Source organism: Pseudomonas sp. NPDC077408, assembly GCF_050269105.1.
GTDB lineage: Bacteria > Pseudomonadota > Gammaproteobacteria > Pseudomonadales > Pseudomonadaceae > Stutzerimonas.
The window spans coordinates 148980-167080 of record NZ_JBNNHS010000003.1 but is presented as its reverse complement, the minus strand read 5'-3'; the positions used below and the strand labels follow the sequence as shown (position 1 = coordinate 167080).

Sequence of the window (18101 nt, the reverse complement as noted above, 5' to 3'; positions counted from 1 at the left end):
GAGAGACTTTGTCAGAGCGAAAGCCATGCCAATCCAGGCGCGGCCTGCAGAAATGGCGCCTAGGTCCCGGATTTGCTGACTTACAGCTGCCAAATCGAGGCGAGTGATCGAACGACGGAACAACGGCAAATAACGCTAATGTACAGATTCGTGTACATGCCCATTTCGACATACTGCCTTCACGACGATATGTCCGGATGGCTGGACCCATGCCTGTCCGCCCGCTCCGCGTAACGCCGCTAGACCGATTCGAGATTCACCGGGCCGCGTTTCAGCAGATCAACCAAGAAGTAATGCCGCTTTCTGCCGGACACACCACTCACGATGGCGCCCGGCGGCCAGGCTATGTTTCGTCAAGGCAGCCCCAGGCGGGACTTAGCGACGTTCCTTGACGCCTACAAAGCCAGCATTTGCTGGACGCGGCTGGCAAGGGTGTCGATCGCGAAGGGTTTCGTCAGGACCTGCATGCCCGGACCAAGGGAGTTATTTCCGATAGCGGCGCTTTCTGCATAGCCTGTAATGAAGAGGGTTTTCAGGCCCGTGCGTATCTCCCGACCCGCGTCGGCCATCTGTCGTCCATTCATACCCCCGGGCAGGCCGACATCTGTGATCAGCAAGTCGATGTTTACCTCGGATTGCAACACCTTCAGCCCGCTGACACTGTCGGCAGCCTCAATCAACGTGTAGCCAAGGTCACCGAGAACATCCATCAGAAGCAAACGCACGGTCGGCTCGTCGTCCACGATCAGAATCGTCCCGCGGGCCTCGCCGGGAACGGTATTCGTCATGGTCGCTACGGCTGCGGCTTCGGTCGCTTCACCGATGTAACGCGGCAGGAAGATGGATACCTGCGTGCCGTGCCCCTTCTCTGAATCAATCCGAACCTGGCCACCGGACTGCTTGGCAAATCCGTAGATCATCGATAACCCCAGGCCTGTGCCCTGGCCGATCGGCTTGGTCGTGAAGAAGGGGTCAAACGCTTTGGCGATAACAGCAGGTGTCATGCCCGTTCCGGTGTCCGCTACGCTCAGCGAGAGATACTGACCCTCGGGAAGATCGTATGCCCGAGCGATATCACCCGCCAGCCATCGGTTGGACGTCTCGATGGTGATACGCCCACCGTCTGGCATGGCATCACGTGAATTGATGCACAGGTTGAGGATGGCATTCTCGAGCTGGCTCGCATCGACGGACGCCGACCAGAGGTGCATACCACTGATGGTTTCTACCCGAATGCCGGGGCCGACCGTGCGTTGAATCAGCTCCGTCATACCCTCCATCAGCACATTTACGTCGATCGGCCGCGGGTCGAGCGTCTGGCGCCGCGAAAACGCCAGGAGACGGTGCGTCACGGCTGCGGCACGTTTCGCCGCCCCCTGAGCTGACGCCATGTATCTGTCGATATCGTCAAACCGCCCCTGGGACAACCGCAGACTCATCAGCTCCAACGCGCCCGAAATGCCTGCGAGCAGGTTGTTGAAGTCGTGTGCGAGCCCCCCGGTGAGTTGACCAACGGCCTCCATTTTTTGTGACTGTCGCAGCTTGTCCTCGGTCTGGATCAGCGCTGCCGTCCGCTCGGCCACGCGTTGCTCCAAGGTCTCATTGAGCGCTCTCAACGCCGCAGTTGCCCTGTCACGCTCAGCCTCGATGGACCGCCTGTGTTCGACGTCAATCAGCACACCCGGGAATTTTTGAGGCGTGCCGTCTTCTGTCAGATCAACACGTCCGTTCGCCTCGATCCAGTAATACCTGCCGTCACCACGCCGTACCCGGTACTGATGAGCGTAGGCGCCACCGCGCGCGATGACCTCAGCTATCGCAGCCTTCAGCCCCTCCCGGTCTTCGGTGTGCACGGTAGCGATTATCTGCTCAAGGCTGAGCCCTTCTCGGCCGAGGGCGGGGTCAAGACCAAAAGCGAGAGCAAAGCCTTCATCGACCGTGAACCGGTCGGTAGGCAGATGCCAATTCCAGGTTCCGATGATCGCGCCCGCCGCGAGGGCAAGCTGAACGCGCTGGACGTTTTCTCGCGCAAGCGATTCACTGACACGCAGGCGCTCTTCGGCACGTCGCCTCTGGGTCACATCGCTGAAGAGAATCGCAATCTGGCGCTCGGCGGGGTCGCCGACTCGAACGGCCCGAACGTCGAACCAACGCTCGAACGCTTCAGCGTAATTTTCAAAACTGGCCGGCTCCCCGGTTTTCGCAACGTGGCCGTAGGTTTCGAACCAGAACTGCTCCAGATCAGGTGCGAATTCGGTAACCCACTTGCCTCGCAGGTCGACGCCCGCCTGGCGCTCGAACGCAGGGTTGGCCTCAAGAAACAGATAGTCCACGGGTTGGTCGTCCGCGTCGAACTTGACCTGGACGATCGCAAACGCCGCTTCGATAGACTCCAGTATGGTTTTGAACCGCTCCTCACTCTGGCGCAGCGCTATTTCCACAGCGCGCATACGGGTCAGATCAAGCATCGCGCCGATCATACGCACGGCCTCACCTTCGGCGTTGCGGATAACCTGGCCGCGGTCGATCACCTCGGCGTAGGTCCCGTCATGACGCCGGAAGCGGTATTCACCCGTCCAGGTGGTACCGCTCCCGTCGATAACGGCGCGGATCGATGAGTGGATGCGCGCGCGGTCCTCTGCATGGATGCGCTCGATCCACCAGTCTCCGGAACTGTCGACGTCCGCAAGCGGGTAGCCGTAAGCCTGCTCCAGTGCATCGTTCCAGAGCACATGGTTGGTGTTCAGATCCCAGTCCCAAACGGCATCATTGGTAGCTTTTGCAGCCAGACGATAGCGTTGCTGAGACTCCTCGATGGCGCGGCCTGCCATGTGCTCACTGGTATGGTCATGCAGGATCTTCATATAGCCAAGATGGCTGCTATCTGGGCCATACAGTGGCGACATCGCCTCCGACGCCCAGAATTGTTGACCGTCTTTGCGCAAATGCCAGCGCTCGTTTGTCACACGCCCATGGCGCAGGACATCGTCCATTTCCTGCTTGGCCCGGCCTGTGGCTCGATCGGTCTCGGTAAAGATCAGCTCGCTGCTCTGGCCAAGCATTTCCGATGCACTCCACCCCATCACCTGCTCGGCGCCCAGGTTCCAGTCGGTGATGATTCCAGCTGGATCAGTCAGGATGATCGCGAGCTCGGTGATGCTGTCGAACACTGCCCGTTGGCGTGCCTCGCTACTGGTCAGCGCAGCCTGGCTAGCCGCGAGCTCTGCTGCCAGTGCTTGTAGCGTCAGCGGGTCGGCCGCGCTTGCCGATTGGCAGCCCGAGCGGCAAACCGACTGATGGACGTCGCGCCGCGTCTGTTGCTCCGCGCAGATCCCTGCATTCTCAAGAACGGTGCGCAGACGCACGACTTCTGCCTCAAGCGCCTCACGGGTAAGGTCTTTCAACGCGATACCTATCTCAATCTGATAACGATGACGGACCGTCCCCCACGATCTGGCGGGTTAGACAACCTGTCTGCAGCTGTCGAGGTTAGCGCCGCACGAGCACAACCACCGGCTGATCTGTCGACAGCCTGGATCGTTCAAACGCCAAACAACGACCCAGAGGTTTGCCTGGTCGCGTCAACACGAGGAGGATCACACCGCCAGTCGATGCTGGTCGCAATCTCACCCAACCTCCACGCAGCCTGCTCCGTCCTCGAGCTCAGCACCCATCACCGCCATGGCAGTCATTGCGCGAGCTGGCCTTCATCCTGCCAACACACTATCCACCAGCGCCTTGGCCTCTTCCTGAATGCGCTTGAGGTGCGCCTCGCCTTCGAAGCTTTCGGCGTAGATCTTGTAGACGTCCTCGGTGCCAGACGGCCGCGCCGCAAACCAGCCGTTGTCGGTCACGACCTTAAGGCCGCCAATTGCAGCGCCGTTGCCCGGCGCTTCGGTAAGAATCTGGGTGATCGGCTGGCCGGCCAGCTCGCTGGCGGTGACCTGCGAAGCCGACAGCTTGCCGAGCTTGGCCTTCTGCTCACGGTCTGCGGCGGCATCGATGCGCTGATAGACCGGGGAACCGAAACGCTCCGTCAGCGCCTGGTAGCGCTCGCCAGGATCCTTGCCAGTCACCGCGGTGATCTCAGCAGCCAGCAGGCCGAGAATCAGACCATCCTTGTCGGTGGACCAGGCACCGCCTTGCTTGCGCAGGAAAGAAGCGCCAGCGGATTCTTCACCGCCGAAGCCCAGGCTGCCGTCCATCAAGCCATCAACGAACCACTTGAAGCCCACCGGCACCTCGACCACTTTGCGGTCAATGCCCTTGGCAACACGGTCGATCATCGAGGACGACACCAAGGTCTTGCCGATGCCCGCCCCAGCGCTCCACTCGGGGCGGTGAGTGAAGAGGTATTCGATGGCAACGGCCAGGTAATGATTGGGGTTCAGCAGCCCCACCGAACGCGCAACGATGCCGTGGCGGTCATGGTCGGTGTCGCAGGCGAAGGAGACGTCAAAGCGGTCCTTATTTTCGATCAGCCCGGCCATGGCGTGGGGCGAGCTGCAATCCATGCGGATCTTGCCGTCCCAGTCCAGGCGCATAAAGCGGAAGGTTGGATCGACGCGGGTCGAAAGCACTTCGAGCGGCAGGCCGTAGCGTTCGGCAATGCGCGTCCAATAATGCACGCCGGCCCCACCGAGTGGGTCAACGCCGAACTTGAGACCGGAGTTGCGGATGACCTCCAGGTCGATCACCTGCTCCAGACCGCCTACGTAATGTTCGATGAAATCGAAGCGTTGCGTGCTGGGTGCCTTCAACGCTTGCGAATAGTCCATCCGCTGCACACCCTTGAGCCCGGCAACCAGCAGCGCGTTGGCGCGCTCCTGGATCCACTTGGTCACGCCCGTGTCCGCCGGGCCGCCGTTGGTGGGGTTGTACTTGAAGCCACCGTCGGCGGGCGGATTGTGCGACGGCGTGATGACGATGCCGTCAGCCAGGCCGCTGCTGCGGCCAGCGTTGTATTCGAGGATGGCGTTGGAGATGGCCGGGGTCGGCGTGTATCCGGGCTCGCCATTGGTTTCGCTGCAACCGGCGTCGATGCGTGTCTCAACGCCGTTGGCTGCCAACACTTCCAGGGCGGATACGAACGCCGGCTCGGACAGCGCGTGGGTGTCCATGCCGACGAAGATCGGACCGTCGATGCCCTGCTCCCGGCGGTAATCGCAGATCGCCTGTGTGGTTGCCAGGATATGCCACTCGTTGAAGCTGTTCTTCAGTGACGAGCCGCGGTGGCCGGAGGTGCCGAAAGCGACTTGCTGCGCCGGATCGGATGGATCAGGGCGCTCGCTGTAGTACCGCGAAATCAGCCGCGGAATATTGGTCAAGGTGTGCTCGGCGGGGAGGCGTCCTGCGTTGAGGTCGAGGCTCATCAGTCGTTCCTTTGGAAGATCAGTAGGTCGATTCAGGCAGAACCCTGAGTTCTGCCGAGGGTGTCGAACGCAAAATGACGGTGGCAACCGGCACTTATCTACGCGCTTCGACCATGCACCCTCGGGCTTTGGTTCCCCGCAGTTGCATCGAAAGCGCATGCGCAGCGGTGGCGCATGATAGAGCGCGCCGGCCGTGCCGCGAAGGGCCTGCCTATCCGACGAGCGTTGTCGACTCCCCAACGTTTGTTTAGCGCTCAGCCATCGAGTCTCCCGCCGTCGGTCGGAATGCGCCAACCAGAACAGCGGTCAGCCGATACAAACCGGGCAAGCCTGGCGCTGGTATATCTGTGCTTTGCGCTGGACGATCAGCAGCAGCCGCAGCACAGCGAAACAGACGCAGCAAGGCAATGGAAAACCGGCAAGACAAAATCGGCCTTCTGGAATGACGCTTACAGCACATGATCGGCGAGTCGATGCCGCCTGGGCCTTCGATTGCGACAACATCTGCCTTTCGCTGTTTTCGGTATTCGGTTTAAACAGCGTCTTCGTCTGGGTCCCGACGCATCGACCCGGTATGCCATCATCAACGGTGAATTGAGCGACGTGGCCAGTCTGGCTAATCATCACCATCTGAATCGTTCCCTCAATAGTCGCCTGAGCGACGGTATGAATGGAGAGATTCCAGTGTTTGTCCAAGCGCTTGGACTGGACAGCTTCAAGCCCATCAACGAGTTGAATGGCACTATTAGTGAAAACGACGAGCAGCTAGGAGGACTGATCTCAATGATCGTGTCCACCATCGAGGAAAATTTTGAGTTGACACCAAAAGGCGCTGGTTCTGAGTGACATTGCCAGCGCAGGCCATAATACCGATTACCGGAGAGACCAAAGAAACCAAGCAGCTCATGGGAAATACATTCTAATTTCAGAATTCACATTTACTGGAAGGAAGCTCAGCCATTATATTTTGCTGAGCATTCATGAGGAAATCAAAGCTCACTGAGCCTAAAATCAGTTTATCAAACCAACTATTTGACGAAGATGAGCAACTTTATCTCTAATCTTAAGAACCTCAACATCTGAACCAGGATTACTGGAAAGCAACCCTATTAAATAACCCTTCCGCCCACGGTTTCTTTGAATCAGCTCATCCAAATAGTCCTTATTCATATGATAATCATCAAAAGCCTCATGGTAGCAATTAATAGCAGCCACGTAGTGAGTAGAATTTTGATAATTCTCTATATAACAAAGCAACCCATAAAGATTAGCGCGAGTTAACTTAGCGTTGATTGTAACTGTTTTTTCAGTTTCATTTATTGCTTTTTCCGCATGTTCAATGGCAGCCAGCACTGTATCCGCACTGTTTGCTGAATGGTCATGGTAGATACTCTTTGCCCTTTGAAGCCAGTAATTAGGCTCGCCGGACAAAATTCGAGCAAGCTCTTTGTAGGTCTCACCAATCAATGCTCTATTGTGAGACCTACCATTTGACCCTGCCGAGAAAACCGAATTAAGAACATCAAACATCACAAGATCGTAATATTCCTTATGAGATTTTACCGCAGACACAGTATCTACAATTAAACTGGCAGACTTATCAACCCCCATAACCGAAACGAGCGAGCGCAGCGCATAAAACAACCATACTTGAGAGTTACTCGTTAAGGCAAAACTCGAGTGAGAGGCCGCCATAGTTGACCTATCAGTATTGGACCTCTCAATGAACGGCCCCCATACTTGTATCACCGTAGATATGTAATCCTCAGCAGTAGTGGCATACCCACTTTTTTGCAAAATGCTACGATATATAACAGACAAAACTTTCTGCTTAACAGCAAGAATGTATAAAAGCCCAAACTCTGACCTTGATATATTCCCTCCCACATATCGCACTCGATTATCTATTTTTTCCTTTAATGATGCTTCTGCTTTGAGCAGACTTTTCACTACGGAACTGTCTGCAACTTGATATATATGATCTAGTATTGTTCCTGATTTAGCGAGCCTAGCGACCCCAACCGTACCAAGAATTTCATTTATAAGCTCGAGCTCGTTAGCAGAGAAGCGACTACTCAGAGTTACAACTGAATTTTCCGGCAAAACCTCAGTGGCAAATAGATTGTTTTTATCTATTACGAGAAGAATCTTAGAGTTATAAGATTCAAGTTTTTCGACAGATCGACAAACCGTATAAATTTGTGAAAAATTCAAAGACTCACTATCAAATACTATAAAACTATCTTTTAAATTCAGTATATGAGAAAGCTCTCCATCAGAGACAGCTGAGCTAGAGGTTACGAGATATGATTTCTTCGACTTAAAAGAACGAAGTGCTCGGTACAGAGCAGTGGTCCGTCCTGAAAACCTTGTCCCCGTGAGCACTACTACTGTATTTTCTTCAACTTTATCCATAATTAACCTGTCAGCATCCCTGACAATGGATAGATGACTACTATCGCCACCACTCCAGTTGCTTTGAAGAAAGTATTGCAGATATTGCGTGACGCTAAATTTTTCCGAAGCTAACTTAAACTCAAACTCTTTTGCCGGAGAGCTATTCGCTAAAGTTTCATTCGCCAACTCCGAAGCCTTCAAATAGAAATCATCATAGTTGCAGATGATGACATCAGTTATTTTGTAGTCTCTAAGCTTACTAACTATATCGTAATCCCCTTCCGGAGATGATGATGTTATGTAAATCCGCCTAGAGCCAGCCGCACCCGAAACCTCCTCATGTTCAGACAGAGCGTAAAGAACATCTATCTCATCAGTTAAACTGCAACCGATAAACAAAAGATTACTTTCGCTTAAATCAGCTTTTAGCTCATCAATTAGGGGGCGATTCTTATTTAAACTCCTAATATAGTCACCCTTACCAAACACTAACTTCAATGCATCCCTAGAGACCGCCTTGAGCGCAGTAAAAACATCCCCATGAATTTTGTATACATATCGCCGCACAGAAGACTTTGCAAACGGCTCATACGGAACCACCTTCACGCCATCTATCGCGTTTTCTATTCCGTCATCAATATTTAATGTATATATATACGGCCAAGGAATATTAAGGAATGATAGTTTAGAACTTGTTGCAATTCTTACACCCGAGAAGCACCCATCAAGAGTGCTCTTAATCTGATCCAGCCCAACTATATCGTCACGAAAATAAACATCTGACAATTTCTGAAAATCGTATTTATCCAGTTGCTCTTTAGTTGGTTTGAATGGTGCTGAGCTTGCTCCAATTTGCTGCCGCATAATTGCCATCCACTCTCGACCGTCTGGTACCAATTTTGCTCTGGCACGCTCTCCCCTAGTAAATCCAGTACCAATAAACGGTACAGTTCGGCCAGAGGCAATCACACCTCTCAGGAAAGCCTCAGTTGCGGGATCTTCTAGATTACGGAATTCCATTTGCGCGCTCCAACCTCAGCTAAGAACAATACATCGATTATGCATTTTGCCACGTCCGAGAGCCATCACCCTGCCCACCTCTCCGCTTCGCCTGAAGCTTGCTATGCGCCTAGATGAAGTGGGGCAGGCAGATTGCCCTATATCGGCAGTTCTGAATTGAGGGAGAACAATGAACACCTTAGTCAATGACCTCAAGAGATTTCACTGTAGCTTGCAGGAGATCAATTGCTCTGCTGTATGGATATGTCACTGCTATAGAGGGCTACGCAAACCCGAGTTATCCCAACAGGACAAATGAGGTCTACGCGGGCTAGGGTTGCCTTAGCCCTTCGCTGCCCCACTCACCAGCATGTTCCCCAACATCTCGCTGAGGACGAATAAGCCAATCGAGACCGTCGCTCAGCTTGGCAAGCTGACCGAGCTCGCTTGCGATCAGGCTCAGGGCTTCTACCTCGGCCGGCCCATGTCACCGCTGCTGTTCCAGCAGGTTCTGGCCGATGCCAAGATGGCAAGTGTCGATGCGGCGGGCGTGCGCTAAGCGCTCTTGGAACCCGCACGTACAGGCCGGCCTGGAGGGCCCGGCCTTGCGCTCTCAAATAGCCCCTGTTTCAGCCTGCGCGTCCAAGGCCGCTGACACTGTTTCAGCCAGATGCTCAAGCGTGAATGGCTTGGTCATCATGCTCATGCCCGCCCCGAGAAACTCTGAGCGAATCGCGGCGTTTTCGGCGTAACCGCTGATGAACAGAACGGGCAGATCCGGCCGTTTCTGCTGGATTATTTCGGCCAATTGGCGACCGTTCAGACCGGGCAGTCCGACGTCGGTTATCAACAGGTCCAGCGTACGCAAGCCATCGAGCAAACTCAGCGCCTGCTGACCGTCTTCAGCGAGATGCACCTGGTAGCCGAAGTCCTCCAGCGCGGCGGCGAGTAACAGGCGTACCGAATCATCATCCTCCACCACAAGGATCGTCTGCCCTCGTCCGGAGGTCAGATCCACGGACGCGGCGATCGCCCCATTCTCGACTGCAGACGACTGCGCCAGGGGTATGTACAAGGTGATCGAGGTACCGGCCCCCTCCTCGCTGGTCACCGAGATCAAACCGCTACTCTGTTGAACGAATCCGTAGACCATGGACAGACCCAATCCGGTGCCTTGCCCCAAGGGTTTGGTGGTGAAGAAGGGTTCGAATATTTTCCCCAGCACGGGCTCGGGAATACCGACCCCCGTGTCCGATACCCTGATGCTGACGTAGCGCCCCCTATTACCACCCAGACGAGCAGCCTCTGCCTCGTCGATATCGGCTCGGCTGGTAGCAATCGCCAGAATGCCGCCATCTGGCATGGCATCACGCGCATTGATGCTTAGGTTCAACAAGGCGTTTTCAAGCTGGTTGGGGTCGACTAATGCCAAGCCGGCACGGTCATCAAGCTGCAGCTCAAGCTTGATCCGCTCCGTCAGCGTCCGTTTGAGAAGGTCGCTTAGCGATAGGATCAGTGGATTCACTGAAACGGTGCGGGCTTCGAGCGACTGGCGACGGGAGAACGCTAACAAGCGCTGGGTCAAGGCTGCCGCTCGGCTGGCGGACGTATGAGCGGCCGTCATGTAACGATCCAGATCACCGTATTGCTGCCGGCCTATACGGAGGCGCATCAGGTCCAATGCGCCGATGACACCCGTAAGCATGTTGTTGAAATCGTGAGCGATGCCACCGGTGAGCTGGCCCACCGCGTCCATCTTCATGGATTGGCGCAGCTGGTCTTCGGTTCGGGCTCGTTCTTGGCTTTCCAGCGTCAGCTTCTCCAACGCCTCTTCCAGCGCACGGGTACGGGCCTTGACCTGAAACTCAAGATCATCGTTGAACCGGCGCAGCATTTCTTCGTTCTGCTTTTCAGCATTTATATCAATGACGACCAAGGCGGCGCCTCGGATCTCCCCCTGGCTGTCGTACAGCGGTACCGCATTGACACGTGTCCATAGCTCAGGCCCGTCGTCGGGGTAGTAGCGGAAGTCAGCACCTTCCACCATTTCGCCGCGCAGAGCCCGGGCGCCTGCAAATTGATCCGGAGGGATCCGTTGACCCTGGCTATCGAGGCCCACCCATCGCTGAGCATGCCGACCATCAGTGGATGGGATTCTTCGGTTGGGAACATACCGCTCGTAGGTAGGATTGCTGAGCACGGTGGTCCCGTTTGTAGCGATCAGGCAGATGCCAACGGGAAGGTGTTCGACCAGGCTCTCAAGCGTTGCTTGCTGCTCAGCAAGCTCCACGAGACGGTCTGCAATCTCGAACTGACGCAGGCGGGAGCGCCAGGCCATCGCCACGGTACTCAGCAGAGCTGCCGGCCTTATGGGTTGTTCGAGAATGACCAGGTCCGCTACCCATTCGGGTAACCGCCTCTTGACTGCCAGAAAATCAGCGCGGGATTCGCTCTGCGTATCTGTGACCACAATAAAGGGGATGTCCGCCCCGTCACCTTGCTCGGTTAAGGCGGGCCCGCTCGCCATCGCCGACGCAAGAAATCGATCGGTAGCGATCACCGCACCCACTCGGTGATCCAGTTGTTGAAACAGGCTTTCGCTATCGGAGCAGAAAGCAAGTTCATAACCCTCTTCGTCCAGTAGCTGTACCAGGCGAGAGAAGTCGACGCCACAGCCGGTGCCAATCAATAGCCGCCTGGCCTCGGATGAAATGTCAGCAGTCACGTCGGTGCTCTTCCGGTAGTAAGGAGCAGGTGAGGTTTCCCTTCGCGTCCGTTTAGCACTCAAACGTCTGCTTGGAGAATCGATAGATAAGCCGGCCACAAGGCTGAAGGCGATGCTGTGCTGGATTGCGCAAGAGCCGACAGTCGGCCCTCCACAACAGCTGGCCAGCATGGGAGTAATAACGTCGACAAATGGTACAGAGCCGGCCATGCGGGCAGAAGACACCGTGCATCCGATTCAGACAAATACCGAGTTACGACTTCAGCGCAGTCCAAACGTCGAAGAGCTCAACTTGCCCGACGATCGATGATGTAGTCACCCAGCTGAGCCAGCGGCATAGGCTTTGCGAACAGGTAACCCTGTGCCTCGTCGCATGCCGACCGCATCAGCTGCCGCAGCATATCGGCGTCCTCTACGCCTTCGGCCACGACGCGCATGCCAAGCGAATGGCACATTTCGGTCACCGCCTTGATGAAATCGAGACAGTTATCAGCCTTGGCGGTTGGGCAAAGGAAGGTCCGATCAAGCTTCACAACATCGATCGGATATTGGCGCAAGTAGGCGATGCCGGCGTACCCGGTGCCGAAATCATCGATGGCAAGCCTGACGCCGATGGTTCGCAGGTTTCTCAGGAGCTGGTGCGAAGCGTCGGTGTCTTCGATCAACCCGGACTCGGTCAGCTCCAGTTCGAGACGGTGCGTATCCATCCCGGCCGCCTGCAATGCGCCGCTGACTTCGCTGCACAGCGTCGGCGATTTGAGCTGCACCGGTGACACGTTCACCGACAACATCAGCTCGGTACCGATGCGTTCGGTCAATTGCTGGATGTCTTTGCACGCCTGCTGCAGCACCCAGTTGCCGATTTTGCAGATCAGCCCCGTGGTTTCGGCGATGGGTATGAACACCGCTGGCGATACCAGCCCCTTGCTTGGATGGTTCCAGCGGATCAGTGCCTCCACACCGCATGGAACGTCATCGTCCAGGCAGATGCGCGGCTGGTAATGCAGCACGAATTCATTGCGTTCCAACGCTTCGCGCAGGTCGAGCTCGAGCGCCATGCGGTTCTTGGTCTCAATGCTCATCTCAGCCGAGAAGAACTGCATCCCGGTGCCGCCAGCATCCTTGGCGCGATACATGGCGATATCGGCGTGCTGCAGCAGTTCGTCAATGCTGGTGTCGGGGTTCGGATACAGACACATGCCCATCGATGCCGAGGGGTAGTAACGTGTGCCAAGCACATCGCAGGGCACTTGGATCGCCCGCAGCAGATCAGCTGCCAGCCGCTCGGCCGAGCGCACGCCGTCAGGTAGATGAGCCACCACCACAAACTCGTCGCCGCCCAGGCGCGCCACCAGATCACCGGACGGCAGCGCTTCGCGCAACCGATGGGCGATCTGCACCAACAGTACGTCGCCGTAGCCATGCCCCATCGAGTCGTTCACTTCCTTGAAGCGATCAAGGTCGATCAGCATGATCATCAGTTGCTGGCCTTCTGGGATGAAATTGACCAGTTCGCGCAGGTGATCATTGAGATAGGTTCGGTTGGGTAGCCCCGTCAACGAGTCATGAGTGGCCATGTGGTGCAGTCGGTGCTCGACCTGCTTGCGGTCCGTGATGTCAGTCAAGCCGCCGGACCACTCCTTCATGTTCCCGTGGTCATCGAAGATGGGCACGGCGTGACCGGTCATATGCCGATATTGGCCGTCAGCCCGGCGGATGCGGTATTCCGCGCGCTTGTTGCTATAAGTCGAACGCATTTCCTCAAGGACGACTTCAAGCGCGGGACGATCTTCCGGATGCACCGCTTCGAGCCAACCCTTCCCGCGCGATTGCTCGAACGTCTGGCCAGTGAATTCGCTCCAGTCGGGCTGTAGCTCAACGATGTCCACTTCGGGGCTGGTCGACCAGACCAAACTGTTGGTGGCCTTCACCAGCCCCTTGAAGCGGCGCTCGTTGGCTGCCATCTCTCGCTCGGCCTTGATCCGTGCCCGGTTGGCTCGATCGCGCTGCACCACCAGCGCCGCCGTATTGGCGAGCAGCGTGATCCCTTCCTGCTCCAAAGACGACGGCGCTGCGCATACGCTGCTGTAACAGGCAATGGTGCCCATCACCTCGCCGCGGTCAGAAAGAACGGGTGTGGACCAGCAAGCGCGCAGGCCGTGCTCAAGCGCCTTGTCCCGGTGCTGGGCCCAGTACGGATCGCTGGCAATATCCACGGCAACACTTGGCTTGCCGGTGCGTACCGACACGCTGCAGGTGGTTTCGTCGGAACCTGCGTCCATCGCATCGAGCGCAGCGACGAAATCTGGAGGAAGGTTGGACGCTTCAACGAATCGCAGCTTGCCATCCTCATCCAGGCGCATGATGGCTGCGCGAATGGTCCCAGCCGACTGCCTTTCGGCCGAGCGGGTAAGTTCGACCAGCACATCAGTCAAGGGCGCGCCGGCGACCGCCAGCTCCAGTGAGCGCATCTGCCCTTCGGCTATGGCCTCGGAGCGGCGGCAGTCGGTCACGTCCTGACTGACGAAGTGCAACGCCCGCAGCTCGGGATGAGCGGTGGAGCGACCGCTCACGCTGACCATTTGCACACTGCTGTCGCCGACCAGAACACGGCACTCGAAGCGCACCTCGTCACCGGTCGAGAGGGCGACAGCCACGTGCTCGGCGACCGGGTCGCGGTCGTCGGGATGGATGTGTTCCAAGAATTCGGTGAGTGAGGTGCTGCCCAATGCACAGGCATCGAGCGCATCGGTGACAGCCTCGACCGTCGCCTGGGTATCGCTTAGAGAATCGTCCAGCTCGACGTACCACTCCAGCAAGCCAGCCGATTGCAGCGTGAAAGCAAGCCGGGATTGCAGATCTGGTTGGGCCATGCTGTTATCCAAAAAGTTTGTAAAGCGAGCTTCTGCTTGGACCCATAGAGCTGGTCACCGTTCTGAGCTAGACCGATATACGCAGCTATCGTTGAATCCTCGCTTTATCAAGGGTAGTGCACGGCCCCGATAGCCCCCTGCGAAGCCTTCTATAACCGACGTTCGGTGTGGCTGGCGGGCGCTTTTACTTAGCGGGCGCGCTAAACCAGAGTCGGATCGCCCTGCTTCGCCAGCACTTCACGCACACAGCGGTGAAACAGCTGCTGCACCGGCAGCTGCCGGGCGCTGTGGCGACCGACCAGTACCAGCTCCCGGTAGAAGGTTGCGCCGCCCAGTCGCAGAACGCGGACGGTCGGCGTACTTTCTAGCCATAACCCGGCTTCTGGCACCAGGGCTACACCCAGCCCACAGGCGACCATCTTGACAATGGCATCCAACTCGTCAAGTTCCAGGCCAGGACGGACATCCAAGTGATGTTTGCGCAAGAACTGACTCACCTGCCGACCGCCAAAGGAGCTGCGGTCGTAACGTACGAACGGCTGCTCGACAAGGAGCTGCAACGGGTCATCACCGGCCACGTCGAGCGGCGTGATCAGCACGAACGGCTCGCGCTGAATCAACTCGGCATGGAGCTCCTTGGGCAGCGCAAATGGCGGACGGATCATGATCGCCAGATCGATCTCGCCGGTATCGACTTGCGACAACAGATTCAACGAGACACCGGGAACCAGCTTTGGCGCGACACCCGGCGCCTGTTCCAGCAGACGGAGCAGCACCCGCGGCAGCAGGCCGGTCTGTACCGTACCAATGGCACCGATTCGCAGTTCGCCCCGGTAGTCTTCGAGCGACTCCGGTCGACCCATCAAGCTGAACGTCTCGAGGATCTGCTCGGCCAGCGGCAGCGCCCGCAGGCCCGCTGCATTGAGATACGCCGAGCGGCCCGTTCGATCGAATAGGCGCAGGCCCAGCGCTTCCTCAAGATTTTTGATCTGGGCGCTGACAGCTGACTGGGTCAGCCCGATTCTATGCCCTGCAGCGGCGAAGCTGCCGCACCGGGCGATCGCAAGGAAGGTTTTCAATTCGCGGATCATAGGGACCTGGATTGATCGAAATATTCGAGGCTCGACACCAACGATATCCGCTGTTGATGAGGGCGACAAATCGGCAACATGATCGTTACGGCCCCACAACAGAAGGAAGCCTTGATGAGCCTCTCCCCTTTTCACCTTGCGATCCCGGTCCATGACCTACCCGCCGCGCGCCGCTTCTATGGCGAAGTCTTCGGTCTCGCCGAAGGCCGCTCGTCCGAGCATTGGGTCGACTTCGATTTTTACGGCCACCAACTAGTCATCCATGAGCACCCGCAGACGCCATCGCAGCAAGCTGCACACACCAATGCCGTAGACGGTCACGACGTTCCAGTGCCGCACTTCGGCATCGTGCTCAGCTGGCCAGAGTGGGAAGCGCTGGCCGAGCGCCTGCGCGCACGGGATACCAAGTTCGTGATCGAGCCCTATGTACGCTTTCAGGGCCAGGTCGGCGAGCAGGCAACCATGTTCCTCTTCGACCCTTGCGGCAATGCGTTGGAATTCAAGGCGTTCAAGGACATGAGTCAGCTGTTCGCCAAATGAGCTCTGCCGCTGCCAGTCATGGGTCAAGTAACGCAGCGCGGACGGACCGATAATGCCGGGAAGTACCCCGCCACGCTGTCACGCGTTCGCTGCGGCCTGCCATTCGCGCGGACTGGCGCCGGTCTTGCGGCGGAAGGCGCGAGCCAACGCCGATGGGCTTTCGTAACCCACCTCATCGGCAATCAGAGCGATCGGCCGGCCTTCGCGCAAGCGCTTCTGTGCCAGGCTGATGCGCCAACTGGTGAGGTAATCGGCCGGTGTCTGCCCGACCACCGAGCGGAAACTGGCGGCAAAGCTGGCCCGTGACATGTTCGATTCGGCAGCCAGTTCGGCCACCGACCATGCACGCTCGGGTTCGGCGTGCATCAGCGTGATCGCTCGCGCTAGGCGCAGGTCTGCAAGCCCGGCCATCATTCCCGAACTCATCGTCTGGCTGGCCATCAAGTGGCGCAGCATCTGCACGATGAGCAGTTCGAACAGGCGCCCCATGACCGCCTCGCGGCCACAGTAGCCGGCGACTGCTTCCTCGAACAGCCAGGCCAGGGCTCCGTCGAGGATCGGCGCTTCGGCCACAGGCAGCAGCAAGACATCAGGCAACGCCGCGGCCAGCGGATTGTTGGCGCCGCCGTCGAACTGCAGCGTCGCGCACACCAGGCGCGCGCCATCCGCTTCGTTGGCCAGCATCCGGTGGCGATACGGACGGGGAAACACCATCACCGTCGGCTCCGCCAACCGCACCTCGCTGTTGTCCGCCAGACGCAACGTCATGGCGCCTTCGCGCAGCACATGGATGTAGCCCACCTGGTCCGCAGTCTCGAAGGCCGCAACGCCACAGAGATCTCCGCTGTGATAGAGGCCCGCGTGCATGCCGAAGTGGCACAGCAGACTCGATAGACGATCCATGGTTACCTGCTTTGCTTAGACGATCAGTTGCATATTGAAGACGATTTGAGCCCTTTACGACAACCCGCCTGCGCATTATGACCCTGCACCAGACGCAAGTCGCTCCGAAGTCCCAAGCCGCTGCCTGTGCTGGTGCTCCGGTCTGCTCAGCAGAGCCCGCCACCGACACAACAACCCAAACCGCATCTAATCGAAAAGGTAGAACAACGTCATGACCACTGCATCGAAAACCCGCAACGCCGCAGCCGCCACCCTTCTCGCCGCCGCCACTACGCTGGGCAGCGTCGCCAGCTTCGCCGCCGACAAACCAACCGTGATTCTGGTGCACGGTGCGTTTGCCGAAGCAGCAAGCTGGAACGGCGTGGCCAGCCGGCTGATTGGTCAAGGTTATCCGGTCATCGCCGCAGCCAACCCGTTGCGTGGTGTAGCCAACGATTCCAAATACGTCTCCGACATCATCGAGCACACCTCAGGCCCTATCGTGCTGGTCGGTCATTCCTACGGCGGTAGCGTCATAACCAACGCAGTGAATGGCAGCGACAAGGTCAAGGCGCTGGTGTATGTCGCTGCATTCGCGCCGGCAACCGGCGAAAGCGCTGCCACGCTGGCCGGCAAATTTCCAGGCGGAACGCTTGGTCCGACCCTGGCCGAACCCGTTCAGCTGAGCGACGGCAACCAGGATCTCTACATCCAGCAGGATAAGTTTGCCGAACAGTTTGCTTCCGATGTGCCGGCGGCCGAGGCGGCCTTGATGGCCGCTACGCAGCGCCCGATAACCGCCGCCGCGTTGAACGAAGAAAGCCAGCACACCGCCTGGGAGTACGTACCTTCCTGGTTCGTCTACGGTACCGGCGACAAGAACATCCCCGAGGCGGCGCTGGAGTTCATGGCCGACCGCGCGGGATCGAAGAAAACCCTGAGCATCCCCGGCGCCTCCCACGTCGTGATGACCTCGCATCCAGATGAAGTGGCTGCGCTGATCACAGAAGCCGCGCAAGCCAGCGCCCAGTAACCGCTACGGCAAAAGGCCGGTCGATGAGATTGGTTCATCGACCGGCCTCTTTGCGCCTAGGCCGCTTGTTAGACAGGGTTCGCCATCGGTCAGGGCTGTTGGACGAAAGAACTTTTCACTCACGCGAGGCTAAACAAAAACCTCGATCAACCGATAACCCGACATGCCAAACGAAGCGTGTACGGCTCC

At 57.5% G+C, this 18101-nt stretch carries 12 protein-coding genes; 4 read left to right on the top strand and 8 right to left on the bottom strand.

All coding sequences use genetic code 11. The annotated features are described in order from the left end of the window. Window positions 1-395: 395 nt before the first annotated feature. The 3 genes from ACQKEK_RS10110 to ACQKEK_RS10100 form a co-directional block, all read right to left on the bottom strand. Window positions 396-3404, bottom strand: coding sequence for a PAS domain-containing hybrid sensor histidine kinase/response regulator (locus ACQKEK_RS10110; protein ID WP_499142414.1), 3009 nt, complete (start codon window positions 3402-3404; stop codon window positions 396-398). A 303-nt stretch (window positions 3405-3707) separates the two neighbouring features. Continuing rightward, window positions 3708-5372: a phosphoglucomutase (alpha-D-glucose-1,6-bisphosphate-dependent) gene (pgm, locus tag ACQKEK_RS10105; RefSeq protein WP_499142413.1), complete on the bottom strand. Its 1665-nt coding sequence runs from the start codon at window positions 5370-5372 to the stop codon at window positions 3708-3710. 306 nt (window positions 5373-5678) lie between these two features. Further along, the gene (locus tag ACQKEK_RS10100) at window positions 5679-6002 is read right to left on the bottom strand and encodes a hypothetical protein (protein ID WP_499167603.1); all 324 of its coding nucleotides are present in this window, start codon (window positions 6000-6002) and stop codon (window positions 5679-5681) included. A 36-nt stretch (window positions 6003-6038) separates the two neighbouring features. Here ACQKEK_RS10100 and ACQKEK_RS10095 point away from each other — a divergent pair, with 36 nt between their 5' ends. Beyond that, a complete protein-coding gene (locus ACQKEK_RS10095; RefSeq protein WP_499167601.1) occupies window positions 6039-6218 on the top strand; it encodes a hypothetical protein in 180 nt (59 codons plus the stop codon). 165 nt (window positions 6219-6383) lie between these two features. Here ACQKEK_RS10095 and ACQKEK_RS10090 read toward each other — a convergent pair whose 3' ends face one another. Next, a complete protein-coding gene (locus ACQKEK_RS10090) occupies window positions 6384-8789 on the bottom strand; it encodes an SIR2 family protein (RefSeq protein WP_499142411.1) in 2406 nt (801 codons plus the stop codon). Window positions 8790-9138: 349 nt separating this feature from the next. Between ACQKEK_RS10090 and ACQKEK_RS10085 the strand changes: the two genes are divergently transcribed. Next, the gene (locus ACQKEK_RS10085; protein WP_499142410.1) at window positions 9139-9327 is read left to right on the top strand and encodes a hypothetical protein; all 189 of its coding nucleotides are present in this window, start codon (window positions 9139-9141) and stop codon (window positions 9325-9327) included. A gap of 54 nt (window positions 9328-9381) precedes the next feature. On the opposite strand, the gene ACQKEK_RS10080 is transcribed toward ACQKEK_RS10085, so the two are convergent. The 3 genes from ACQKEK_RS10080 to ACQKEK_RS10070 all read right to left on the bottom strand — a co-directional run bounded on the left by ACQKEK_RS10080 (window position 9382) and on the right by ACQKEK_RS10070 (window position 15457). Beyond that, entirely contained in the window at window positions 9382-11493 is a 2112-nt protein-coding gene (locus tag ACQKEK_RS10080) for a response regulator (RefSeq protein WP_499142409.1), read from the bottom strand. Between the two features lie 287 nt (window positions 11494-11780). Then, a complete protein-coding gene (locus ACQKEK_RS10075) occupies window positions 11781-14366 on the bottom strand; it encodes a bifunctional diguanylate cyclase/phosphodiesterase (protein ID WP_128120797.1) in 2586 nt (861 codons plus the stop codon). 200 nt (window positions 14367-14566) lie between these two features. After that, complete coding sequence (locus ACQKEK_RS10070) at window positions 14567-15457, bottom strand: LysR family transcriptional regulator (protein WP_499142408.1); 891 nt, start codon at window positions 15455-15457, stop codon at window positions 14567-14569. Window positions 15458-15571: 114 nt separating this feature from the next. On the opposite strand from ACQKEK_RS10070, the gene ACQKEK_RS10065 reads away from it, so the two are divergent. Next, window positions 15572-15997, top strand: coding sequence for a VOC family protein (locus ACQKEK_RS10065; RefSeq protein ID WP_046164347.1), 426 nt, complete (start codon window positions 15572-15574; stop codon window positions 15995-15997). A gap of 78 nt (window positions 15998-16075) precedes the next feature. On the opposite strand, the gene ACQKEK_RS10060 is transcribed toward ACQKEK_RS10065, so the two are convergent. Continuing rightward, window positions 16076-16900 (bottom strand): AraC family transcriptional regulator, encoded by an 825-nt coding sequence (locus ACQKEK_RS10060; protein ID WP_499142407.1) that lies wholly within the window; start codon window positions 16898-16900, stop codon window positions 16076-16078. Between the two features lie 211 nt (window positions 16901-17111). On the opposite strand from ACQKEK_RS10060, the gene ACQKEK_RS10055 reads away from it, so the two are divergent. Beyond that, window positions 17112-17912, top strand: a complete 801-nt coding sequence (locus ACQKEK_RS10055; protein WP_499142406.1) for an alpha/beta fold hydrolase — start codon at window positions 17112-17114, stop codon at window positions 17910-17912. Window positions 17913-18101 lie beyond the last annotated feature (189 nt).

Coding starts and splice junctions, on each gene's coding strand:
- ACQKEK_RS10070 (WP_499142408.1), bottom strand. CDS start 15,457: ATGATCCGCGAATTGAAAACCTTCCTTGCGATCGCCCGGTGCGGCAGC.
- ACQKEK_RS10085 (WP_499142410.1), top strand. CDS start 9,139: ATGTTCCCCAACATCTCGCTGAGGACGAATAAGCCAATCGAGACCGTC.
- ACQKEK_RS10100 (WP_499167603.1), bottom strand. CDS start 6,002: ATGGTGATGATTAGCCAGACTGGCCACGTCGCTCAATTCACCGTTGAT.
- ACQKEK_RS10055 (WP_499142406.1), top strand. CDS start 17,112: ATGACCACTGCATCGAAAACCCGCAACGCCGCAGCCGCCACCCTTCTC.
- ACQKEK_RS10075 (WP_128120797.1), bottom strand. CDS start 14,366: ATGGCCCAACCAGATCTGCAATCCCGGCTTGCTTTCACGCTGCAATCG.
- ACQKEK_RS10090 (WP_499142411.1), bottom strand. CDS start 8,789: ATGGAATTCCGTAATCTAGAAGATCCCGCAACTGAGGCTTTCCTGAGA.
- ACQKEK_RS10060 (WP_499142407.1), bottom strand. CDS start 16,900: ATGGATCGTCTATCGAGTCTGCTGTGCCACTTCGGCATGCACGCGGGC.
- pgm (WP_499142413.1), bottom strand. CDS start 5,372: ATGAGCCTCGACCTCAACGCAGGACGCCTCCCCGCCGAGCACACCTTG.
- ACQKEK_RS10065 (WP_046164347.1), top strand. CDS start 15,572: ATGAGCCTCTCCCCTTTTCACCTTGCGATCCCGGTCCATGACCTACCC.
- ACQKEK_RS10095 (WP_499167601.1), top strand. CDS start 6,039: ATGAATGGAGAGATTCCAGTGTTTGTCCAAGCGCTTGGACTGGACAGC.